This window comes from Sulfobacillus sp. hq2 (assembly GCF_002903155.1).
GTDB lineage: Bacteria > Bacillota > Sulfobacillia > Sulfobacillales > Sulfobacillaceae > Sulfobacillus > Sulfobacillus thermotolerans.
The window spans coordinates 173050-194649 of sequence record NZ_NWUL01000030.1 but is presented as its reverse complement, the minus strand read 5'-3'; the positions used below and the strand labels follow the sequence as shown (position 1 = coordinate 194649).

Genomic DNA, 21600 nt, shown 5'->3' with positions numbered 1-21600 from the left:
TCAATGGCCAAGAAGAAATATGAACGCACCAAGCCCCACGTTAATGTCGGAACGATTGGACACGTTGACCACGGTAAGACGACCCTCACCGCGGCCATCACACGGGTGTTGTCCACCAAGGGCCAAGCGCAGTACACGGCCTATGATCAGATTGACGGAGCTCCCGAAGAGCGCGAACGTGGAATCACCATTGCCACCGCGCACGTTGAGTATGAAACCGACAACCGCCACTATGCGCACGTCGATTGCCCTGGACACGCCGACTACGTTAAAAACATGATTACCGGTGCTGCGCAGATGGACGGTGCGATTTTGGTGGTGTCTGCTGCTGACGGTCCGATGCCGCAAACCCGTGAACACATTTTGCTTGCTCGTCAGGTGGGCGTGCCCAGCATTGTCGTCTTCTTGAACAAGGCCGACATGGTGGACGACCCTGAACTGATGGAGCTAGTCGAGATCGAAGTTCGTGAATTGCTCAGCAGCTACGAATTTCCTGGAGACGACATTCCGGTCGTGGCGGGCTCTGCCCTTAAGGCCTTGGAGTGCGGTTGTGGAAAGCGGGACTGCGAGTGGTGCGGTAAGATTTGGGACTTGATGGATGCGGTTGACGACTACATCCCGACCCCCGAGCGTGATGTTAACAGGCCGTTCTTGATGCCCGTTGAGGACACCATGTCCATTACCGGACGTGGTACCGTCGTGACCGGTCGTGTCGAGCGCGGCACGGTCAAAGTGGGAGAAGAAGTCGAGATTGTGGGTCTTGTTCCAACCGCCAAGAAGACGGTAGTCACAGGGGTTGAAATGTTCCGCAAGGTGTTGGACCAGGCGGTGGCCGGAGACAACATCGGTTGCTTGCTCCGTGGTGTTGACAAAGAAGAAGTCGAGCGGGGTCAGGTTCTCGCCAAGCCCGGGAGCATTCACCCCCACACCAAATACAAAGCTGAGGTCTATGTCCTTTCGAAGGAAGAAGGTGGTCGGCACACCCCGTTCTTTAACGGCTACCGCCCCCAGTTTTACTTCCGCACGACAGACGTAACAGGTGTGGTCCAACTTCCAGAAGGTGTGGAAATGGTCATGCCCGGTGACAACATTCAGATGGAAGTCGAGCTTATTGCACCAATCGCTATGGAAGACGGTCTGCGCTTTGCAATTCGTGAAGGCGGCCGCACAGTGGGCGCTGGTGTTGTAACCCAGATTTTATTATAAGCAAGGGGGACGGACAGTGGCCCAGCAGAAGATACGGATTCGGCTCAAGGCCTTTGATTACGAGGTCTTGGACCAGTCAGCGGCGAAGATTGTGGATACGGCCCGGCGCAACGGCGCCGCCGTATCCGGTCCGGTTCCGTTGCCGACCGAGAAAAAAGTGTATACCGTCTTAACCGCGCCGAACGGAGAGAAAGATATACGTGAGCAGTTTGAGCGGCGGATCCATAAACGTTTAATCGACATCATGGATCCCAGTCAAAAGACTGTCAATGCGCTCATGCGTCTGGATCTCCCAGCCGGAGTAGACATCGAGATTAAGCTTTAGGCGGGAGGATGTTATGAAAGGGATCATTGGCATAAAGCTCGGCATGACTCAAGTCTTTGATGACGAAGGTCGTGCAGTGCCTGTAACCGTCGTTTTGGCGGAACCCAACCGTGTGGTCCGCAGGCGCACCGCAGCTAAAGAAGGCTATGATGCCGTCCAGCTGGGTGTGGGTGCGATTGCGGCCCGCAAAGTGGCGCAGCCGCAGCGAAAAGACTTCGAGAAGCTCGGCATTGAGCCCGTGCGGTATCTACGGGAATTCCGCTTGCCGGGAGCCTTAGACTTGGAGCCCGGAACCCTTCACAAGGTGGAGGATGCGTTCGCAGCCGGAGATATTGTGGACGTCATCGGCACGAGTAAGGGAAAAGGGTTTGCGGGCGTTATTAAACGGTGGGGATTCCACCGCGGACCCACCACCCATGGGTCTAAGTATCATCGCCGAGTCGGGTCGTTAGGAGCACGGACTTCTGGTGGCGGAGGGCGGGTTCATCCCGGCCGTAAACTTCCAGGCCGCATGGGGCATAAGCGGGTGACGACTTTGCGTTTGCGCGTGCAGCGTGTGGATGCGGACCGTAACCTGATCTTGATCCAAGGCGCCGTACCTGGGCCGAAGGGGTCATTGGTCATGATTCGAGATTCAGTGCGAAACCAGAAAGGGGCGGTGTAAGGCATGCCGACCGTTAATGTCTATGATTTAAACGGGCAGGTTGTAGGTCAGCGTGAACTGGCTGAGGCGGTCTTCGCAGTCCCTGTGAACCATTCGTTATTGCACCAAGCCATTGTGGCCTTGCAGGCCAATCGGCGGGCGGGTTCGGCCGACACCAAGCGGCGTTCGGATGTTCGCGGGGGCGGTAAGAAGCCTTGGCGTCAAAAAGGAACAGGACGGGCCCGTGCAGGGACCACGCGCTCGCCGTTATGGCGGCACGGTGGCGTAACATTTGGACCGCACCCCCGGGATTACTCGTTAAAGTTCCCCCGAAAAATGCGGCGCGCGGCCATTCGCCAAGCCCTGAGCGCAAAGTTGGATGCTGCGGAGCTAAAGGTTGTCAACAAACTGACATTGCCGGAACGCCGGACTAAGCAAGTGGCGGAATTGCTGCGTGCGCTAGAATTAGGCACCAACGTCTTGTTTGTGACCGCAAGGCCGGATGAAAACTTTAAGGCATCAGCGCGGAACTTTAAAAACGTGCACACCGTCACGACGGACAGCCTAGATGCCTACAGTTTGTTGCGGTACCACCGCATTGTGTTGGATGAAGACGCCATTGCGCGCGTAGAGGAGGTGTTCACCAAGTGAAGACAGCCTACGATATTGTATTGCGGCCTCTCGTGACTGAGGCGGCTACGGACCGGATGGCCCAAAACAAGTACACGTTTGAGGTGGCACCATCCGCCAACAAGGTGGAAATTCGTTATGCGATTGAGGAAATTTTCAAAGTGCACGTCACGAAAGTGAACACCTTATGGCGTCCTAGCAAGGAAAAACGCCGAGGCAACGTGGTTGGGCACACGACGCGCCGTAAAAAGGCCATCGTCACGCTCGCGCCAGGTGACACGATCGACATTTTCGAGGGTGTGTAACATTAAGGAGGCAGGACCTTGGCAGTACGCAAGATGAAACCGACCTCTCCGGGCGTGCGGCACATGACGGTGGCGTCTTTTGACGAAATCACGAAAACGCGTCCTGAGAAGTCGTTAACCGAAGGTCGTCCCCGCAAGGCGGGTCGCAACAATTATGGGCGTATTACGACCCGGCACCGCGGCGGCGGTCACAAACGAGTGTATCGGAAGATTGACTTTAAGCGGACCAAAGAAAATATGCCTGCGGAAGTCATGTCGATTGAATACGATCCGTTTCGTACGGCTCGCATCGCCTTATTGAAGTACGAAGATGGAAGTCTTGCCTATATTTTGGCGCCTGTGGGTTTGAAGGTCGGAGATACCGTAGTGGCCGGTCCCCACGCGGACATCAAGCCTGGCAATGCTTTGCAGCTGCAGGACATTCCTGTTGGTACGATTGTGCACAATGTGGAATTGATTCCCGGCAAAGGAGCCCAGTTAGCGCGTTCCGCCGGTGTTTCAGCCCAACTGGCTGCAAAAGAAGGCAAATACGCTTTGCTGCGGTTGCCATCAGGGGAGTTGCGGCGTGTTCCGGTAAGCTGCCGGGCCACCATTGGACAGGTCGGCAATGTCGAGCACGAGAACATCCGAATCGGGAAGGCGGGCCGGAACCGCTGGAAGGGCTGGCGCCCAACGGTTCGTGGTAGTGTTATGAACCCGGTCGACCATCCGCACGGTGGTGGTGAGGGTAAAGCACCGATCGGACACAAGCACCCGATGACTCCGTGGGGCAAAGTGGCAATGGGTAAGAAAACCCGGAAGCGTCATAAGGCATCAGACCGGCTCATTGTACGCCGGCGGAATCTAGGGAGGTAGAGTATGAGTCGTTCGACAAAGAAGGGCCCGTACGTCGATGCCAAACTGCTAAAAAAAATCGAAGCCATGAACGAAAAGAATGAGAAGCGAGTCCTGAAGACGTGGGCGCGCGCCAGTACCATTATTCCCGACATGGTGGGACACACGATTGGCATTCACGATGGGCGTAGACACGTACCGATTTACATTACAGAAGAGATGGTTGGCCACAAGCTTGGTGAATTTGCTCCGACCCGCACCTTTAAGGGACATGGAGACAAAGCCGAGCGGTCTACAGCTCTGAAATAGGGGGATGGCAATGATGGCAGACGTAGCGGAAGCTCGGGCTCATGTGCGCCATGTCCGCATCTCACCCCGCAAAGTGCGCATTGTTGTGGACTTGATACGAGGGAAAAACGTGGGCGATGCCGAAGCAATTCTGCGGCACACACCCAAGCGGGCATCGTCGGTGATTGCGAAGCTACTTAAGAGCGCAGTGGCTAACGCCCAGCACAACTTCGACATGGCCCCGGACGATCTTTACGTGCACGCAGTATGGGTAGATGGGGGACCAACGCTGAAGCGGATACACCCCAGGAGTCGGGGGCAGGCATTTTCAATCCTGAAGCGCACGAGTCATATATCGGTTGTGCTGAGACCCAGGCATAACAGCTAGGAGGAGATTATGGGGCAAAAAGTACACCCGAAAGGCTTGCGTCTCGGCATTGTTAAGGACTGGGATTCACGCTGGTTCGGGTCTAAAAAGGATACACCCCAGCTACTTGGGGAAGATTTGGCCATCCGGCGCTATGTTAAAAAGCGCCACCACGCGGCAGGCATTTCCCGCGTAGAAATTGAGCGCGGGGCAGCGAACAAGCTGAAGGTCACGGTGCACACCGGCAAGCCAGGTATGGTGATTGGTAAGGGCGGTGTGGGCGTGGAATCATTGCGCAAAGAGTTAGAGCAGCTAAGTGGCAAGAGCGTCAATCTCAATATTTTAGAGGTCAAGGCGCCCGACGCCGACGCACAATTGGTTGCGGAAAATGTGGCCAGTCAATTGGAGCGCCGTATTGCGTTCAAAAGGGCTATGAAGCAGTCGTTGACGCGCTCTATGCGTCAAAATGGTGTTAAGGGAATCAAAATTATGGTCAGCGGACGTCTCGGCGGTGCCGAAATCGCTCGGCGGGAATGGACGTGGGAAGGCTCGATTCCTCTTCACACCCTGCGTGCAGATATTGACTATGGTTTCGCTGAAGCCCATACCACCTACGGAATCATTGGGGTTAAAGTATGGATTTTCAAGGGGCAAGTCTTGCCAGCTGCCAAAAAGCGCGTCGCGGCAGTCTCAGAGGGGGTGCACTAATTGCTGCAGCCAAAACGGACCAAGTATCGCAAGATGCACCGTGGCCGCATGAAAGGGGAAGCGCATCGCGGTAACAAGGTGGTGTTCGGCGAGTATGGGCTGCAGGCTCTTGAGCCTGCATGGATTACGGACCGGCAAATTGAGGCCGCGCGTGTCGCCTTGACGCGGTATATCCGACGTGGCGGTCAGGTATGGATCACCATTTTTCCTGACAAGCCCGTGACCAAGAAGCCCGCCGAGACCCGTCAGGGTAGTGGAAAAGGAAACGTAGAGTTCTGGGTAGCGGTCGTTAAGCCCCAACGCATTATGTTCGAACTGGCCGGGGTACCGGAGGATGTGGCGCGTGAGGCCATGCGTCTTGCCGCTCACAAGTTGCCCATTAGAACGCGGTTCGTAAAACGCGAGGAGTCAGGGGAGAGTGCGCATGAAGCCTAAAGAAATTCGGGAGCTAAGCCAAGATGAATTGGCTGGGAAACTGCGGGCCCTCAAGGAAGAGCTGTTCCGGCTGCGGTTCCAACTGGCCACGGCCCAGCTTGAGAACCCGATGCGGGTGCGCCAAGTGCGCAAGGACATCGCGCGAGTTCACACGATTATGCACGAGCGTCAGGTTTCGCGCGACGCGGATTAGGAGGAGACTTGCAGATGGATGAGGGGATAGGCAAAAGGAAGGTGCGCGAGGGGACCGTGGTCAGCGACAAGATGAACAAGACCGTTGTCGTCACGGTGGAATCATTGGTGCGGCATCCCCTTTATGGCCGGACCATGCGGCGCACAAAGCGTTACAAGGCACATGATGAGGAAAACCAGTGCCGCACGGGGGACAAGGTTCGCATTGTGGAAACGCGGCCGTTATCCAAAGAAAAGCGGTGGCGGGTTGTGGAAATTCTCCAGCGGGCCGAGGACCTTGACTAGGGGCCTTAAAGCTTGCAGGGAGAGGAGGATAGAGGATGATACAGCCGCAAACCCGATTGGGCGTGGCAGATAACACGGGTGCGAAGGAGATTATGTGCATCCGGGTACTTGGGGGTTCGTTTCGCCGGTACGGCAACATTGGAGATATTATCGTGGCCTCTGTCAAGGAAGCGGCACCTGGGGGCGTGGTTAAGAAGGGCGACGTCGTCAAGGCCGTGATCGTGCGGACAAAGACAGGGAAGCGGCGCGCGGACGGGTCTTACATTAAGTTTGACGAGAACGCGGCAGTTATCCTGCGGGGGGACGAAAAAGAGCCCCGTGGAACCCGTATTTTCGGACCGGTCGCTCGTGAACTTCGTGAGCACGACTTTATGAAAATTATTTCCCTAGCACCTGAGGTGCTTTAAGGCACGCATTCAATTCAGGAAGGAGGGACTAGGGTGCACGTCAAAAAGGGTGACTTAGTAAAGATTTTGACCGGGAAAGACAAGGGAAAGCAAGGCAAAATCATTCGCGCCATTCCGAAAGAAGAGCGGGTGGTGGTCGAAAAGATCAACATGATGAAAAAGCACCAAAAACCGACGCAGCAGTATCCACAGGGCGGCATTATAGCCATGGAGGCGCCAATTCACGTATCCAACGTGATGATTATTTGTCCGTCGTGCAAGAAGCCAACCCGTACCGGGCACAAGTTTTTGGATAACGGGAAAAAGGTGCGCGAGTGCAAACACTGCGGCGCGGTGATTGAGTAGTAGATACGGAACAGGGGGTTGACCATGGCGGTGGAGTCAGAGCTCAAGGAGCGATACGAGAAGGAAGTCGTACCGCGCCTAATGGAGCGATTTAAGTACAACAATCCTATGAATGTGCCGAAGGTGGTCAAAGTGGTCGTCAATATGGGGGTCGGCGATTCTATTGCCAATCCAAAGTTGATGGATGCTGCTGTCCACGACCTCGCGGCGATTACTGGGCAAAAACCTCTTATTACGAAGGCTAAGAAGTCTATTGCGTCCTTTAAAGTGCGCGAAGGAATGCCGATAGGGTGCAAGGTGACGTTGCGTGGCCAACGGATGTACGATTTCATGGAGAAGCTGTTCTTCATGGCATTGCCGCGGGTGCGTGACTTCCGGGGGGTGTCGACGAAGGGGTTTGACGGCCGCGGCAGTTATACGCTGGGCGTGCGCGAGCAAATTATATTTCCTGAAGTCGAATATGACAAAACGGAAAAAGTCCGCGGGATGGACGTAACGTTGGTCACCAGTGCTAATAGCGACGAAGAGGCCAGAGAGCTTTTGGCATTATTGGGAATGCCGTTTACACCACAACGTTAGGAGGGAAGACATGGCGAAGAAATCATTAATTGCCAAGGCCAAGCGTACTCCAAAGTACAAGGTGCGGGAATACCACCGTTGCCAAGTGTGCGGTCGGCCCCACGGTTACATTGGGGATTTTGGATTGTGCCGGTTATGTTTCCGGAAAATGGCCCATCAAGGCGAAATACCTGGCGTGCGTAAGGCTAGCTGGTAAGGGAAAGGAGGATCGATGTGACTGATCCGATTGCAGATATGTTAACCCGGATACGCAACGCGAACGTCGTATACCGCGAGCACGTCGACGTACCGGATTCCAAAATGAAGAGGGCCCTTGCCCACATCTTGAAACAAGAGGGCTTTATTCGCGACTATGAACTGGTGGAAGATGGTAAGCATGGGGTTATCCGTCTCCATTTGAAATATGGTCCAAACCGCGAGCGAGTGATTACCGGTCTTAAGCGTATCAGTCGCCCGGGACTGCGGGTGTATGCGGGCCATGATCAGCTTCCTCGCGTATTAGGTGGGCTTGGGATTGCGGTCTTGTCAACGTCGCGCGGCGTGATGACCGAAAAACAGGCCCGTGAGGTGCACGTAGGCGGCGAAGTACTCTGTTTCGTATGGTAAACAGGGGATTTGAAGGGGAGGGTACCGAATGTCACGCATAGGCAAAAAGGTTATTACGGTGCCCGCGGGTGTCACCGTTGAGATTGACGGGATGACAGTCAAAGTGAGTGGCCCCAAGGGTCAGCTCGAGCGAACCCTGCGGGATGAGGTACAGGTTGAAATGACGGGAAGTGAGATTCGGGTAACGCCCCGCGATGACAGTCCGACAGCTCACGCGCAATGGGGTTTGTCCCGGACTCTTATAGCCAATATGGTTGAGGGGGTATCCCAAGGGTTTCAACGCCATCTAGAGATGGCAGGAGTGGGGTACCGTGCCTCCAAGCAGGGGCAAAATCTCGTATTGGCGGTAGGATTTTCGCATCCGGTGAATATTGAGCCGCCTGCGGGAATCGAATTTGAGGTCCCCAACCCGACGAACATTTACGTCAAGGGCTACGACAAAGAAGCCGTAGGAGCTACAGCTGCCCGGATCCGCGGAGTACGGCCACCCGAACCGTATAAGGGCAAGGGCATTCATTACCAAGGCGAAAAGATTATTCGTAAGGTCGGGAAGACCGGAAAGAAATGAGGGAATAGGCGTGTACAAACGATTCGACAGGAACGCGGCCCGCAAAAAGCGCCACTTCCGTATTCGAGGCAAGGTAGTGGGTACACCGGAGCGGCCGCGCCTTAATGTCTATCGGTCCAATCTCAACATCTATGCTCAGGTGATTGACGACACGACCGGCCATACAATCGCGGCGGCTTCCACATTGGAAAAGGTATTTGACAACATGGAGGGACGCTTAACGGTTGCCAAGGCGCGTGAGGTGGGACGGTTGGTCGGCGAGCGGGCCCGCGCAAAAGGCGTGTCAAAGGTCGTGTTTGACCGTGGGGGCTACCGGTATCATGGTCGGGTCCAAGCGTTAGCAGATGGGGCCCGTGAGGCCGGTCTAGAATTCTAAGGAAGAGGGGGGACATTATGGCACGGCCAGGAGCCCAGAATCAGGAGTCTAAGGCAGTCAGTGAGTTTAAAGAAAAAGTGGTGGCGATCAACCGTGTGGCGAAAGTGGTGAAAGGTGGACGTCGCTTCAGCTTTAGTGCCCTCGTAGTGGTCGGCGATGAAAACGGACGCGTCGGAGTGGGCTTAGGGAAGGCGACGGAAATTCCTGAAGCCATCCGCAAAGGCGTTGAAGACGCGAAAAAGTCTATGATTACGATTCCTCGCTTGGGAACCACCGTTCCCCATCAGGTCACCGGTATCTTTGGGGCGGGGCGTGTGTTAATCAAGCCCGCAGCGCCGGGTACCGGTGTGATTGCAGGGGGCCCCGTGCGTGCTGTTCTCGAGGCCGCCGGCGTGCGGGACGTGTTGACGAAATCGTTAGGCACGTCGAATCCCAACAACGTGGTCGCAGCAACTATGCAGGGCCTAGCGCAGTTGAAAAAGGCTGCGCGGGTGGCTAAGTTGCGCGGGCGGACAGTGCAAGAGGTGTTAGGGGGGGCGCACCGTGGCTAAACTGCGCATTACATTGGTCAAGAGCGCGATTGGATATGCGCAAGAACAAAAAGACACGGCCAGCCGTCTTGGGCTACGAAAAATGTGGCGAACCGTGGAATTCGACGACAACCCGTCGATTCGGGGGATGGTTCACAAAATTCGTCACTTGGTCAAGGTTGAGGAGATTCCCGGAGGAGAGGAGGACACGAAATGAGGTTGCATGAACTCACGCCCAACCCTGGTCATCGGCAAAAGAAGACGCGGCGTGGCCGAGGTTTAGGATCCGGACTGGGTAAGACAGCGGGACGGGGGAGTAAAGGACAAAAAGCCCGTTCCGGAGGAAGCATTCGCCCTGGTTTTGAGGGAGGGCAGATGCCCTTGCAGCGGCGCTTACCTAAGCGGGGTTTTGTGAATCCTTTCCGCGTTGAGTATGAAGTGGTCAACGTGGGGGACCTCAGCCAATTCGACCCGAATACGGTCGTTACCGTTGAATTGCTTAAAAAGCACCGACTCGTGCGGCGGAATTTACCGGTCAAAATTCTTGGAGAAGGAGAGTTGGACCGCGCGTTGACCGTACAAGTCAATGCCTTTTCGAAGTCAGCAAAGGAGAAGATTGAGGCGGTTTCTGGACGGGCCGAGGTGATTTGACGTGGCCCAAAACATGGTGAACGCGTTTCGGTCGTCCCAATTGAACAAGCGCATTTTGTTCACACTTCTGATGCTGGTCGTGTTTCGAGTGGGCGCCCATATTCCAATTCCGGGCGTCCACGCCTCGGTGATTCAGAGTCTCTTTACGCATGGGGCAACGATTTTCGCGTTGTTGAACCTGTTCTCCGGCGGGGCGACCGCGACTTTGTCCATTTTTGCTTTAAGTATCATTCCCTATATTAACGCCAGCATTATCATGCAGTTGATGACGGTCGTTATCCCAACGGTGGAAGAATGGTCCAAAGAGGGCGAAGAAGGCCAAAAGAAGATGACCAAGGTAACCCGTTGGCTTGCGTTGGGATTGGGAAGTTTGCAGTCTTTGGGCATCGCGTATTATCTCTACGGGTATGCCGCCAACGGCGAATTTGCTTATATCCACCACGACATCGGATCCTTGTTGCTTACGGCCATGTTATTGCTTACGGGATCAACCATCTTGATGTGGGTTGGGGAAGAGATTACGGACAAAGGCGTAGGTAATGGGATTTCGCTGCTGGTGTTTTTTGGGATTATCTCGCGACTCCCGTACGGCGTGGAACAATTGTATAAATATATTCAGGCGGGCATCGTGAGTTGGCCTAAGATTATCATTTTCTTAATTATTGCGGTCGCTATTATCGCGGCTGTAGTGTATGTCAACGAAGGCCAACGCAAAATACCCGTGCAGTATCCAAAGCGAGTGGTAGGGCGCCGGATGTATCAAGGTCAGACGACTCATTTACCTATTCGGGTCAATCAAGCCGGGGTTATCCCTGTGATATTCGCCATTTCGCTTTTAATTTTGCCCTATACCATCGGCCAGTTCTTCAAGGGCGGCTGGGTTACGGCGCTAGAGCGGAATTTTGGGTTCACCTCGCCTATTTACATTGTCGCCGAATTTCTGCTGGTGGTGATCTTTACCTTCTTTTATACCCAGGTTGTCTTTAAGGTGGACGATGTAGCCGATAACTTAAAGAAGGGCGGGGGTTACATTCCCGGGATACGTCCAGGGCGTCCGACCGCTGAGTATTTGGCAAAGGTGAGCAGCCGCTTGACCTTAATCGGCGCGTTGTTTTTGGGGGTTATTGCGGTGCTGCCAAGCTTTGTGACGATGGGTATGGGTGTGAATGGGATGTACTTTGGTGGCACCTCGCTCCTGATTATTGTCGGGGTGGCCCTTGATACCTTGAAACAAATGCAAGCGCAGATGTTGATGAAGCAATATCAAGGGTTCATGAAATGAGGTGCGTGTCGTGAAAAATCTTGTCATGCTCGGGTCGCCAGGCGCGGGCAAAGGTACGCAAGCCGCGATTCTCAGTGATTATTATCATATTCCCCATATATCCACGGGAGATATCTTTCGCCAGAATCTTGCGGACAATACGGCTCTAGGACAACGGGCCCGGGATTTTATGAACCAGGGAGTGCTGGTGCCCGACGATGTTACCGAAGCCATGGTGGCCGATCGACTATCTCAGCCAGATACCGCCAATGGGTTTATTTTGGACGGCTTTCCGCGGAATATTGCACAAGGCCATGCCTTGGCTGCCATGTTGGCGGAGCGTCACGTACCATTGCATGGGGTGATATACATTGCTGTGGCCCATGATCTGTTGGTCAAACGCCTCGTAGGCCGGCGGGTATGTGCGGAGTGTGGGGCGGGCTATCATGTCGAGTTTGATCCCCCAAAAGTGGTGGATGTCTGTGATCGGTGCGGTGGGAAACTCATTCAACGCGCCGATGATCTCCCCGAGACGGTGGAGACGCGGCTCAAGGTCTACCAAGAGCAAACAGCGCCCCTCATCGGATTTTACCGAGAACAAGGTGTGCTCGTCGAAGTCGATGGGGCACAAAGCGTTGATGCGGTGACGCGTAGCATCGTGCACAAGCTGGAGGCGCTCCATGATTGAATTAAAGAGTCAGCGGGATAAGGAAAAGATGCGTTTGGCCGGTCAAGTCGTGGCGGAGGTGTTGCAGATCCTCAAAACCGCCGCAGTGGCTGGGGTCACCACAAGAGACTTAGATGCCATTGCGGACGAAGAGATCCGAAAGCGTGGCGCACTCCCGATTTTTAAGGGATACCATGGCTATCCGGCGAGCGTGTGTATTTCCGTCAATCACGAAGTGGTTCATGGTATTCCCGGCAGTCGCCGTCTTAAGCCGCATGACTTGGTCAGCTTGGACCTCGGAGCGATTTTAGATTCTTTTGTGGGGGATGCGGCATTGTCGACTTTTGTCGGGGAAGCGCCGGATGAGACGGCTGCCCTCCTTCTCAAGGTGACAGAAGAAGCGCTTTATGAGGGCATTAAGGCGGCTCAGCCTGGAGCGCACTTAGGTGACATCTCGCATGCCGTGCAGTCGCACGTTGAGAAGCACGGGTTCTCCGTGGTCAGAGATTATGTCGGGCATGGCATTGGTCACCAAATGCATGAGGACCCTCAAGTTCCCAACTACGGACCCGCAGGGCGTGGCATTCTCCTTAAGCCAGGACTTGCGTTGGCGATTGAACCGATGGTCAACGTGGGGAGCTATGACGTCGATGTGTTAGATGATGGTTGGACGGTTGTGACCCGTGATGGGTCGTTGTCAGCGCACTTTGAACACACGATTTTCATTAATCCTGATGGACCAGAAATTTTAACTCGAATTGACGGCAAAATTCCGGTATAATAGATCGGATGCTGTATTCATGTTTGTTTTTGGGTCGGTTGGGAAATATAGGAGAACGGGAATGTTGCGCCATCAGCGGTGAAGGGGGGAACGTGGGTGTCAAAAGAAGACGCGATTGAGGTCGAGGGAACTGTCATTGAACCGTTGCCTAACGCGATGTTTCGCGTAGAGCTTTCAAACGGGCATAAGGTGCTGGCCCATATTTCTGGGAAGATTCGGATGCACTTTATCAAGATTTTGCCTGGCGATAAGGTGACGGTGCAATTGTCGCCCTATGACCTGACGCGCGGACGAATCACGTATCGCTACAAGTGAGCCATTACGGAAGGAGTGTTCCAGATGAAGGTCAGAGCATCTGTTAAGCCTATCTGCGAAAAATGTAAGGTTATTAAGCGGCATGGCCGGGTGTTGGTCATCTGCGAAAATCCGAAACACAAGCAAGCGCAGGGATAAGTTGTAAATCCGTCAGAAGGAGGAGTATCAGGGTGGCACGAATCGCAGGCATTGATTTGCCCCGCGACAAGCGGGTAGAAGCAGCGTTGCCGTACATTTACGGAATTGGTTTGTCCGCGGCGCGCAAGATCCTGACGAGGACTCAGGTTGATGGGGACACGCGGGTCAAGGATTTGACAGAAGATGAAGTTGCGCGTATTCGGCAAATTGTCGACACGGAGTATCGTGTTGAAGGAGACTTGCGTCGTGAGGTGCAGATGAACATTAAACGCCTTATTGACATCGGCACGTATCGGGGCTTGCGCCACCGGCGAGGTTTGCCAGTACGTGGCCAGCGTACGAAAACCAACGCACGGACCCGGAAGGGACCCCGGCGTACGGTGGGCGCAAAGCGCAAGAAATAAGTGGGAAACATTATGGTAGGAGGGACACCAAGGAAATATGCCTAGCCGACGCACTCAGAAAACACGGCGCCGTGATCGGCGCCACGTTGACCGCGGTACCGCTCATATCCGCTCAACTTTTAACAACACGATCGTAACGATTACTGATACGCAGGGCAATGCACTGTCTTGGGCATCTTCCGGACAGGCCGGATTCAAGGGCTCACGCAAGAGCACGCCTTTTGCAGCACAGATGGCTGCGGAAACAGCGGCGAAAGCGGCCATGGAGTATGGGCTAAAGGAAGTCGAGGTCCTGGTAAAAGGGCCAGGTTCGGGGCGAGAAGCGGCCATTCGGTCCCTTCAAGCGGCGGGACTTGAAGTCAGCATGATCAAGGATGTTACACCGATTCCTCATAACGGATGCCGTCCACCTAAGCGGCGGCGAGTCTAACAAAGAGAAAGGAAGGAGGCGCACAAATGGCACGTTATACAGGACCTGCATGTCGGTTGTGCCGGCGTGAAGGCGTGAAATTGTATTTAAAGGGAGACAAGTGCTTTACTGATAAATGCCCCGTGACGCGGCGGGCTTATCCCCCGGGGCAGCACGGACAAGGGCGCCGTAAACTTTCTGAGTACGGGGTACAGTTGCGAGAAAAGCAAAAGGCTCGCAGGACCTATGGCATTATGGAGGGTCAGTTCTCACGCTACTTCGAGAAAGCTTCGGCGAAGACAGGGGTCACCGGTGAGCTTTTGCTTCAGCTATTAGAGCGTCGCCTGGACAATGTGGTGTACCGTATGGGATTCGCGTCTTCGCGTGCGGAGGCACGGCAGCTTGTACGGCATAACCACTTCGCGGTGAATGGTCGCCGAGTGAATATTCCTTCGTTTTCTGTGAAACCCGGTGACGTCGTCGAAGTGCGAGAAGGTAGCCGGCAGAAGCCACGCTTTAAGGCATTGCTAGAGAGTCCCGTGCGAACCATTCCGGCATGGCTTGAAGTCCAGCGTGAAGAATTAAAGGGTACGGTTGTGCGTATGCCGAACCGTGACGAAATCGATACGCCGGTTCAAGAACAGCTGATTATTGAGTACTACTCGCGTTAAGTATTAGGGATCTGGAAGGGGGGGCGCCTGCAGTTGCAGGCAGATCGTATATGACCGAGGTTGAAAAGCCTGAAATTCGGCGGGTAGACGATGGCGCCGACGCAAATTATGGTGAATTTGCGGTTGAACCGTTAAACCGTGGCTATGGCATTACGCTCGGAAACTCCTTACGCAGGATTTTGCTGTCCTCTTTACCCGGTACGGCAGTCACTTCTGTGCGTATCGAGGGAGTATTGCATGAGTTTTCGGTCGTGCCCGGAGTTCTTGAGGATACGGCGGATATTATCCTCAATCTCAAGCGGTTGGCTATCCGGCTGTGGTCTGACGAACCTCACACGTTGCACATTGACAAAGAGGGGCCGTGCGAAGTCGTGGCCGGAGATATCATCGGGGACGCGGACGTCGACATCTTAGAGCCAGACCAACACATTGCCTTTGTCGACGAAGGCCATAGCCTACGCATGGAGCTCACCATCGAACGGGGTCGCGGGTATGTGTCCGCCGACAAAAACAAGCGTCCTGACCAAGCGATTGGGGTCATTCCCGTGGACTCGATTTTTAGTCCGGTAACGAAAGTTAACTGGCGCGTCGAGGATACGCGCGTCGGCCACATTACGGACTATGATCGCCTGTTGCTCGAGGTCTGGACAGATGGTTCCCTGACTCCCGAAGAAGCTGTCTCACGCGGGGCCAAAATCCTTTCAGATCACCTTAAGCTCTTTATGGAGTTGACCGATACCGGCGCGGGAGTCGAAATTGGAGTTCAGCGGGACGAAGATTCTCGCGATAGGCTCTTGGAAATGCCTATCGAGGAACTCGATTTGTCGGTGCGTTCATTCAATTGTCTTAAACGAGCAGGCATCAACACCGTAGGCGAACTGACGAACAAAACGGATGACGATATGATGAAGGTCAGAAACCTCGGGAAGAAGTCGCTAGAAGAAGTGAAGGAAAAACTGGTGGCTTTAGGGTTAGGCTTGAAGGCCACGGAAGAGTAGCTATTGGAGGGAACGAATTATGCCAGGCATGCACCGGAAACTGGGGCGCATTGGGGGACATCGACGGGCCATGCTACGCAATTTAGTCACGTCCACCCTGCGCGAAGAGCGCATTGAAACAACTGTGACCCGGGCCAAAGAAGTGAACCGGGTTGTTGAACACATGATTACGCTGGCCAAACGTGGTGACTTAGCAGCTCGTCGTCAGGCGTTGGCGTATGTGTTGGATGAAGATGTGGTCACCAAGCTGTTTACGAGCATTGGGCCGCGCTATAGCACGCGCTCCGGCGGCTACACACGTATTATGCGGACAGGATTTCGGCGTGGGGATGCTGCGCCGATGGCCATTCTCGAATTGGTGTAATGGTCACAATAAAGATTGAACATGCGGTCGTCCAGTATGGACGCACAAACCGCCCTGCACTTGGCCCTCTGGATCTCACGATCCAGGGGGGCGAGTGTATTTTTATATCCGGCCCTAATGGAGGCGGAAAGACGACCTTCGCACGATTGCTCGCAGGCATTGTCAAGCCTTCGAGCGGTCACGTAAGTTTTGATACCCCAGACGCAGGTAACGAGTGGACGCCTACGGCGGTGGGCTGGGTGCAGCAGGAGCCTGAGCATCAAGTCGTGGCGGAACGCGTCGAGGATGACGTGGGTATAACGCCACAGTGGTACGCGCCCTCTTATCCTGAATATGTAAAGCGCGTGGAGGACGCATTGCGCTTTATGCAATTGGAGCGATTGCGCGGTCGTGCGGTAACTACCCTGTCAGGCGGCGAGCTTCATCGCACGGCGCTGGCGGCCATTATGGCTCAACAGCCTCAAGTGTGGATTATGGACGAGCCCGAGGCGATGTTAGATGGATTTGGCCGAGCCACGTTGGAGCGCTTGATAACTCATATTCGGGGTGAGGCCAAGACGGTGTTGCTGATAAGCCATGATCCGAGGTGGCTGGACATCGCTGATCGGTGTCTGTGGTTTGCCGAAGGCCAAGCGCAATGGATGGCCCACGAGACCATGGCGAGCCAAATTGGCGGATCGTGGTACCAGTTTGCGGAGCAGGTGCGGAGGCAGGCCCCCCCTCTCAGCCCACTGTTAGAGAATGCGTTAGAGCTTGGGAGGGTACTATGGCCATAATCGTCAAGGACGTGACTTTACCGTTTTCGGGCCTGCACATTGGGCAGTGGATAGCTCCTCCTCGGGGCGCCTATGCCGTTATGGGTCCCAACGGGTCGGGTAAAAGCCAGTGGCTGGCATTGTTGGCCGGTCAGTTACGAGTCCGGTCAGGCACGGTTGACCTAGGGGGACACCGGGTGGGATGGGTGATGCAGCAACCAGAACATCAGCTCTCCGAGGAATCGGTGAGTCGTGAGATTCTATGGCCGTTTTCCTCCGTAAAGCAGAACGAACCGGCCTTTCGGCAATCTCTCGACGCTGTGAAGGAGCGTTGGGGCCTCGAAGACCTGTGGGAACACTCGGTCTGGAGTTTAAGCACAGGACAAAAAAGACGTTTGGTCTGCGCTGTGTATGATTTCCTAGATCCCGAGGTGTTTTTGCTTGATGAACCGACCGAGGGGTTAGATGTGACATGGAAAAGTCGAATACGAGACTGGATTATCGCGCGCAGTGAGAACCATTTAATGCTCATCGTTAGCCATGACTGGCCGTGGGTATTATCCTTCGTGTCCCAGGGCTACTGGTGTGAGGGGGTCCTTGACAATATTCCGCAAGATCTCGGCGAAATGTGGTATGCTCATTCCCTCCCTCCCTCAAGTCCCCTAGAATCCTTGTGGCGCACCCTATGCGAGCGTGGCGCCCCAGTTGGGTTGCGGGATTGGGTGGATCCCCATACAGCGGCACAACAGGTGGTGAGTCTATGGAAAACCCAGTCCAACGTACGCTAAACCCCTTAGTCCCTCTTCAAGGTCTTTTTGTCGGTATTGTTATCTTGTATGCGGCGGACCACGTGTGGGCTGTCGTCGGTGCTTTTACTCTATTAGCGTTGACACAATGGCGCCTGGGCGTGCGCCTGGGGAGCAAGCAAGCCGTGGCCGTTTTTGCTGGGGCTGCAATATGGGCACTCTTAACCTATATTAATACGCCTGCGCCTTCGGCGGCGGCGAAAGACCACCTAGCGCTTTGGACCTTTCTGCGGTTTGCGTTGATCTTGTGGTTCAGTTTGCTCATCCTCCGTGTTATGCCATTATGGGCCATGCTTAGCCACGTGGAATGGTTAGCGAAGCGGGTGAGCGGAAAAAGAACGATGGCTGGCGAAATTTCACTCATCGGGTTGGTGGCCGTGCGCTTTTTGCCCAATCTCGTGCAATCTGCGCGCCGCTTGCGCTGGGATGCGCAGGCCCGGCGTAAACTGGCTAGGACCACACCCCATTGGCGTGATGCGCTTCGCTTCCTGTCGCCACTCATTATGACAAGCATCTTGCGGAGCGAGAATGTCTCGGAAGCCCTGTGGAGCCGTGGCTGGCGTCCACAAGTGCTGCCGTGGCCAAGACCTTGGCGGCGTCTAGATTGGATCGTGACGGCGGCGCTATGGATAGCGCTGATTATCGCTTGGAAAGAGAAGATTTAACATGCTAATGAAAATGATCGTGAGCTATGATGGGACAAATTTCGCTGGGTTTCAACAACAACCTGGGCGAAGAACCGTGCAAGGCGTCCTCCAAGAGGTCTTGCAGGACTTATTGGGGCCAGGCCTGGTCATGGGCGCCAGTCGGACCGACGCGGGAGTCCATGCTCGGGGACAAGTGATCACCTGGCAGGGAAGAGTCCCCATTCCCCTGGAGCGCCTTGCCACTGTCATCAATCGCCGCTTGCCTTCCGACGTACAAGTGGGGCAATGCGAGTGGGTGCCGAATGAATTTCATCCCATCCGGTCGGCTCATGCGAAATATTACAGCTATACGATTGCCCGCGGCTCCGCGCCCTTATGGCCGGGTTTGACGCGTTACGCTTACCCTGTTGCCCAGCCGCTTTCCTGGTCGCATTTAAACGAGGCGGCCCGTTTATTGCTAGGGCACCATGATTTTTGGGCGTTCCGGTCGGAGGGATCTTCGGCGCGGACGACGATCCGGCATATTTTCCTTAGTCGTTGGTCTATGCTGGACCACGGCACTATCTGGCGCTATGATGTGGGTGCCAACGGTTTTTTGTATCACATGGTGCGCATTTTGGTTGCAGCCATGTTGTACGCGGCGGAGGTCCAAGACGTGGGACCGTTGCGAGAGGCATTAGTGCATCCCCGAGCACGAAAATGGGGGGGCTTGGTGCCGGCCCAAGGTCTGGTTTTGGAACGCATCGTTTATAACGGAAAGGACAGGGCGCATGTTTAAACAAATTATCTTAGGCGTCGGCAACAACCCCCTCGTATCGAAAACCATTGGGCAATATGGCATGCAATTAGGCGCCTCGCGGTTTGTGGCGGGGGCGACCTTGGATGAGGCTATCCGTGTCGTGAAGGACCTTAACAGGCGCCATATGGCCGCAACGCTGGATCATCTGGGCGAATCCGTGACCCGACTCGACGAAGCCGCGGCTGCCCGCGATAGTTATTTACAGATGTTGGACATGATTGCTGAGACCCATGTCCAATCGCATGTCTCAGTTAAACTGACGATGATGGGGATGGCGATTTCCGAAGAGGCCGCCGCCAACAATTTGGAGGCGATTGTCGCACGAGCCCATGAGGTACAGTCGTTTGTGCGTATCGACATGGAAGATTCTCATTTTACCACACAGACATTACGCTTGTTTCAAGACGTTTGGGCGCGTTATCCAGACAATGTCGGAGTCGTGCTGCAAGCCTATCTTTATCGCACCATGGAAGATCTTAAGGCGTTGTCCGACCCGCCCAAAAATTTCCGCATTGTCAAAGGCGCCTACCAAGAACCTCCGAGTTTAGCATATCCGTCGAAGCCCGATGTCGATGACAACTATGTGGCGTTGGTCGAGGCTTCCTTACATAACGGCAACTATACCGCCGTCGCGACTCATGATGAGCAAATGATTGGCAAGGTTTTGCGATACGTCGCATCCCATAATATCCCAAATGACCAATTCGAATTTCAAATGCTATACGGGGTAAAACTATCCGTGTTAGAAGATTTGGCTCAACGCGGCTATACGACGCGTGTTTATGTGCCATGGGGGCGCGATTGGTACGCTTATTATCTGCGGCGAATTGCCGAACGGCCGGCTAATTTGCTGTTTTTTGCCCGGTCACTGACAAAGCGCTAATATACGAGCAATATCAGGCCGCCGATAGGCGGCTTTTTTTCTGCACGAACCCTTGACATATAATATTGTTAGTACTAAGATTACGTCTTGTTGATAGTTAATACCACGAATAATCAAGAAGGTGAAGTGTTGTGGCCGACCGAGACCAGTATATCGAGAATCTCGACCGGATTTTTTCTCGAATCGGCCGTCGTTTGCGCCATGCGGTCGCAGAAGACACCTTGACGCTGGGGCAGTATTCCTTGTTGAAAGTGCTGTTTGACCATCAGCCGATGACGGTTGGAGACATTGCGGAAGAGCTAGGGGTGTCATTGGCCGGCGCTAGTGCCATGATTGACCGGCTGGTTCATGCGAATTTAGTGAGTCGCACCCGTTCTGAATCTGATCGCCGTGTGGTGACTGTCAGTTTAACCGAGGCGGGACAGCAACAAATCGCAAGCCATTATGCCCAGCGTAAAGATTTTCTTCGCCATTTGTTTATGCATATGTCCGAAGAGGATCTCAAGACCCTTCTATCGTTAATTGAACGCATGGAAGAGGGGGCAAACAGCGGAGACGGTCGAGAGCTTCGTTGAATCGGCGACAAAGACGAAGCAAATTATTGTACGGCAAGGAGACGACTTATGGGATTACTGATTTCAGGAATCGTCGAATCGTTGGTCGCCTTAATCCTAGGAATCTTTTTATTGGTGGGAGAACCGTCGCTTAATCCCTTGTGGGGTTATGGATTAATCGTGGTCGGCGTGATTACAGGCTTGTTGACATTGGCCTTTGGTCGGCAAGGCCACCATACCGTAGAACAACAAGTAACCCCAGAAGAGACGACCGACGCTGACGCCACAACGCCTGCGGTTGAAAAACCGCAAAGGTCCCTTCCGGCTTACCGTACGGACGAGAACACGGGACTAGTGCCTGTCACGCGTCACTTACCTCAACGAATTGATGTCCTGCGGGAGGAAGTCTCGCGTGCGCGGTGGCGCTATAAGGCGAAAGAAATTCAATCACGCGCCGCGGAGATGGCCGAACTGGTGCTCCAAGGTAGCGATGGAACTGAGAGCGTCGATGAGCGACCGCGACAACTCCGCCGATTGCTTGAGCTCTTTATTCTATCGCAAGGATATGAGGCGTGGGCGAATGGCACTGAACCAGAATTTCACGTAGACCGCTACCGGCGCGTCCTGTCCGCTGCGGACATTCGCGAGCGGCTTGAGGATTTGCGAGCTGAAGCGGATATGTTATGGCAAGAAATTAGCCGGGGAGTTCCCCCTAAAGCACCGGAAGAGGATGCTTACCGGCAGACGATTGATATTCGTATTCGGTTAGAACGCATAACGGCGGCAGAAGAACGTCTCGAAGAAATCGAGATTCTCCGTCTAGGGTATCAAAGCCTCTTGGAATCGGAAAAAGAAGAAGGTGAGTAAA

General features: G+C 54.4%; 39 protein-coding genes. All 39 read left to right on the top strand.

From position 1 onward, the window contains the following. Positions 1-3: 3 nt before the first annotated feature. Entirely contained in the window at positions 4-1206 is a 1203-nt protein-coding gene (gene tuf, locus CO251_RS06570) for an elongation factor Tu (RefSeq protein ID WP_103374998.1), read from the top strand. Positions 1207-1222: 16 nt separating this feature from the next. Further along, positions 1223-1531, top strand: a complete 309-nt coding sequence (gene rpsJ, locus CO251_RS06565; RefSeq protein ID WP_103374997.1) for a 30S ribosomal protein S10 — start codon at positions 1223-1225, stop codon at positions 1529-1531. A 13-nt stretch (positions 1532-1544) separates the two neighbouring features. Continuing rightward, positions 1545-2195, top strand: a complete 651-nt coding sequence (gene rplC, locus CO251_RS06560) for a 50S ribosomal protein L3 (RefSeq protein ID WP_103374996.1) — start codon at positions 1545-1547, stop codon at positions 2193-2195. A 3-nt stretch (positions 2196-2198) separates the two neighbouring features. Beyond that, positions 2199-2825: a 50S ribosomal protein L4 gene (rplD, locus tag CO251_RS06555; RefSeq protein ID WP_103374995.1), complete on the top strand. Its 627-nt coding sequence runs from the start codon at positions 2199-2201 to the stop codon at positions 2823-2825. Continuing rightward, complete coding sequence (gene rplW / locus CO251_RS06550; protein ID WP_103374994.1) at positions 2822-3109, top strand: 50S ribosomal protein L23; 288 nt, start codon at positions 2822-2824, stop codon at positions 3107-3109. The genes rplD and rplW overlap by 4 nt, the downstream gene beginning before the upstream one ends. 18 nt (positions 3110-3127) lie before the next feature. Then, positions 3128-3964, top strand: a complete 837-nt coding sequence (gene rplB, locus CO251_RS06545; protein WP_103374993.1) for a 50S ribosomal protein L2 — start codon at positions 3128-3130, stop codon at positions 3962-3964. A gap of 3 nt (positions 3965-3967) precedes the next feature. Beyond that, positions 3968-4252: a 30S ribosomal protein S19 gene (rpsS, locus tag CO251_RS06540; protein ID WP_103374992.1), complete on the top strand. Its 285-nt coding sequence runs from the start codon at positions 3968-3970 to the stop codon at positions 4250-4252. Positions 4253-4265: 13 nt separating this feature from the next. Further along, on the top strand, positions 4266-4619 hold the full coding sequence (rplV, locus tag CO251_RS06535; protein WP_103375067.1) for a 50S ribosomal protein L22: 354 nt from the start codon (positions 4266-4268) through the stop codon (positions 4617-4619). A 9-nt stretch (positions 4620-4628) separates the two neighbouring features. Further along, a complete protein-coding gene (gene rpsC / locus CO251_RS06530) occupies positions 4629-5306 on the top strand; it encodes a 30S ribosomal protein S3 (protein WP_103374991.1) in 678 nt (225 codons plus the stop codon). Further along, positions 5307-5741 (top strand): 50S ribosomal protein L16, encoded by a 435-nt coding sequence (rplP, locus tag CO251_RS06525; RefSeq protein ID WP_103374990.1) that lies wholly within the window; start codon positions 5307-5309, stop codon positions 5739-5741. Continuing rightward, complete coding sequence (gene rpmC / locus CO251_RS06520; RefSeq protein ID WP_103374989.1) at positions 5731-5934, top strand: 50S ribosomal protein L29; 204 nt, start codon at positions 5731-5733, stop codon at positions 5932-5934. The genes rplP and rpmC overlap by 11 nt, the downstream gene beginning before the upstream one ends. A 14-nt stretch (positions 5935-5948) precedes the next feature. Then, positions 5949-6218, top strand: a complete 270-nt coding sequence (gene rpsQ, locus CO251_RS06515; RefSeq protein ID WP_103374988.1) for a 30S ribosomal protein S17 — start codon at positions 5949-5951, stop codon at positions 6216-6218. 35 nt (positions 6219-6253) lie between these two features. Further along, a complete protein-coding gene (rplN, locus tag CO251_RS06510; protein WP_103374987.1) occupies positions 6254-6625 on the top strand; it encodes a 50S ribosomal protein L14 in 372 nt (123 codons plus the stop codon). Positions 6626-6658: 33 nt separating this feature from the next. Continuing rightward, entirely contained in the window at positions 6659-6970 is a 312-nt protein-coding gene (rplX, locus tag CO251_RS06505) for a 50S ribosomal protein L24 (protein ID WP_103374986.1), read from the top strand. 24 nt (positions 6971-6994) lie between these two features. Continuing rightward, the gene (gene rplE, locus CO251_RS06500; RefSeq protein ID WP_103374985.1) at positions 6995-7549 is read left to right on the top strand and encodes a 50S ribosomal protein L5; all 555 of its coding nucleotides are present in this window, start codon (positions 6995-6997) and stop codon (positions 7547-7549) included. 10 nt (positions 7550-7559) lie between these two features. Beyond that, positions 7560-7745 carry a type Z 30S ribosomal protein S14 gene (locus CO251_RS06495; protein ID WP_103374984.1) on the top strand — a complete coding sequence of 62 codons (186 nt, stop codon included), beginning with the start codon at positions 7560-7562 and terminating at the stop codon, positions 7743-7745. An 11-nt stretch (positions 7746-7756) separates the two neighbouring features. Next, on the top strand, positions 7757-8155 hold the full coding sequence (gene rpsH / locus CO251_RS06490) for a 30S ribosomal protein S8 (protein ID WP_173677079.1): 399 nt from the start codon (positions 7757-7759) through the stop codon (positions 8153-8155). Positions 8156-8183: 28 nt separating this feature from the next. Then, on the top strand, positions 8184-8723 hold the full coding sequence (rplF, locus tag CO251_RS06485; RefSeq protein ID WP_103374982.1) for a 50S ribosomal protein L6: 540 nt from the start codon (positions 8184-8186) through the stop codon (positions 8721-8723). Positions 8724-8733: 10 nt separating this feature from the next. Then, entirely contained in the window at positions 8734-9099 is a 366-nt protein-coding gene (rplR, locus tag CO251_RS06480; protein WP_103374981.1) for a 50S ribosomal protein L18, read from the top strand. A gap of 17 nt (positions 9100-9116) precedes the next feature. Further along, the gene (gene rpsE / locus CO251_RS06475) at positions 9117-9650 is read left to right on the top strand and encodes a 30S ribosomal protein S5 (protein WP_103374980.1); all 534 of its coding nucleotides are present in this window, start codon (positions 9117-9119) and stop codon (positions 9648-9650) included. Continuing rightward, positions 9643-9846, top strand: coding sequence for a 50S ribosomal protein L30 (gene rpmD / locus CO251_RS06470; RefSeq protein WP_103374979.1), 204 nt, complete (start codon positions 9643-9645; stop codon positions 9844-9846). The genes rpsE and rpmD overlap by 8 nt, the downstream gene beginning before the upstream one ends. Continuing rightward, positions 9843-10280 (top strand): 50S ribosomal protein L15, encoded by a 438-nt coding sequence (rplO, locus tag CO251_RS06465; protein WP_103374978.1) that lies wholly within the window; start codon positions 9843-9845, stop codon positions 10278-10280. Before rpmD ends, rplO begins: the two co-directional genes overlap by 4 nt. A gap of 1 nt (position 10281) precedes the next feature. Continuing rightward, positions 10282-11562: a preprotein translocase subunit SecY gene (gene secY / locus CO251_RS06460; RefSeq protein ID WP_103374977.1), complete on the top strand. Its 1281-nt coding sequence runs from the start codon at positions 10282-10284 to the stop codon at positions 11560-11562. Positions 11563-11572: 10 nt separating this feature from the next. Further along, a complete protein-coding gene (locus CO251_RS06455) occupies positions 11573-12229 on the top strand; it encodes an adenylate kinase (RefSeq protein WP_255398098.1) in 657 nt (218 codons plus the stop codon). Further along, positions 12222-12989, top strand: coding sequence for a type I methionyl aminopeptidase (map, locus tag CO251_RS06450; RefSeq protein ID WP_103374976.1), 768 nt, complete (start codon positions 12222-12224; stop codon positions 12987-12989). The genes CO251_RS06455 and map overlap by 8 nt, the downstream gene beginning before the upstream one ends. A 96-nt stretch (positions 12990-13085) precedes the next feature. Then, positions 13086-13304 carry a translation initiation factor IF-1 gene (gene infA / locus CO251_RS06445; protein ID WP_103374975.1) on the top strand — a complete coding sequence of 73 codons (219 nt, stop codon included), beginning with the start codon at positions 13086-13088 and terminating at the stop codon, positions 13302-13304. A 24-nt stretch (positions 13305-13328) separates the two neighbouring features. Then, complete coding sequence (gene rpmJ / locus CO251_RS06440; RefSeq protein WP_020376674.1) at positions 13329-13442, top strand: 50S ribosomal protein L36; 114 nt, start codon at positions 13329-13331, stop codon at positions 13440-13442. Between the two features lie 32 nt (positions 13443-13474). Then, entirely contained in the window at positions 13475-13846 is a 372-nt protein-coding gene (gene rpsM / locus CO251_RS06435) for a 30S ribosomal protein S13 (protein ID WP_103374974.1), read from the top strand. Positions 13847-13883: 37 nt separating this feature from the next. Then, positions 13884-14276, top strand: coding sequence for a 30S ribosomal protein S11 (gene rpsK / locus CO251_RS06430; protein WP_103374973.1), 393 nt, complete (start codon positions 13884-13886; stop codon positions 14274-14276). Between the two features lie 26 nt (positions 14277-14302). Next, positions 14303-14926, top strand: a complete 624-nt coding sequence (gene rpsD, locus CO251_RS06425) for a 30S ribosomal protein S4 (RefSeq protein WP_103374972.1) — start codon at positions 14303-14305, stop codon at positions 14924-14926. Positions 14927-14976: 50 nt separating this feature from the next. Beyond that, positions 14977-15924 (top strand): DNA-directed RNA polymerase subunit alpha, encoded by a 948-nt coding sequence (locus CO251_RS06420; RefSeq protein WP_103374971.1) that lies wholly within the window; start codon positions 14977-14979, stop codon positions 15922-15924. Between the two features lie 19 nt (positions 15925-15943). Then, complete coding sequence (gene rplQ, locus CO251_RS06415; protein WP_103374970.1) at positions 15944-16288, top strand: 50S ribosomal protein L17; 345 nt, start codon at positions 15944-15946, stop codon at positions 16286-16288. After that, positions 16288-17064: an energy-coupling factor ABC transporter ATP-binding protein gene (locus tag CO251_RS06410; RefSeq protein WP_103374969.1), complete on the top strand. Its 777-nt coding sequence runs from the start codon at positions 16288-16290 to the stop codon at positions 17062-17064. Before rplQ ends, CO251_RS06410 begins: the two co-directional genes overlap by 1 nt. Then, positions 17055-17831 carry an ATP-binding cassette domain-containing protein gene (locus tag CO251_RS06405; protein ID WP_158246216.1) on the top strand — a complete coding sequence of 259 codons (777 nt, stop codon included), beginning with the start codon at positions 17055-17057 and terminating at the stop codon, positions 17829-17831. Before CO251_RS06410 ends, CO251_RS06405 begins: the two co-directional genes overlap by 10 nt. Continuing rightward, the gene (locus CO251_RS06400; protein WP_158246215.1) at positions 17804-18514 is read left to right on the top strand and encodes an energy-coupling factor transporter transmembrane component T; all 711 of its coding nucleotides are present in this window, start codon (positions 17804-17806) and stop codon (positions 18512-18514) included. The genes CO251_RS06405 and CO251_RS06400 overlap by 28 nt, the downstream gene beginning before the upstream one ends. 1 nt (position 18515) lies before the next feature. After that, positions 18516-19274 carry a tRNA pseudouridine(38-40) synthase TruA gene (gene truA / locus CO251_RS06395; RefSeq protein ID WP_103374966.1) on the top strand — a complete coding sequence of 253 codons (759 nt, stop codon included), beginning with the start codon at positions 18516-18518 and terminating at the stop codon, positions 19272-19274. Then, positions 19267-20178 carry a proline dehydrogenase family protein gene (locus CO251_RS06390; protein ID WP_103374965.1) on the top strand — a complete coding sequence of 304 codons (912 nt, stop codon included), beginning with the start codon at positions 19267-19269 and terminating at the stop codon, positions 20176-20178. The genes truA and CO251_RS06390 overlap by 8 nt, the downstream gene beginning before the upstream one ends. Positions 20179-20309: 131 nt before the next feature. Next, entirely contained in the window at positions 20310-20753 is a 444-nt protein-coding gene (locus CO251_RS06385) for a MarR family winged helix-turn-helix transcriptional regulator (protein ID WP_103374964.1), read from the top strand. A 48-nt stretch (positions 20754-20801) separates the two neighbouring features. Further along, positions 20802-21599, top strand: coding sequence for a hypothetical protein (locus CO251_RS06380; protein ID WP_103374963.1), 798 nt, complete (start codon positions 20802-20804; stop codon positions 21597-21599). Position 21600 lies beyond the last annotated feature (1 nt).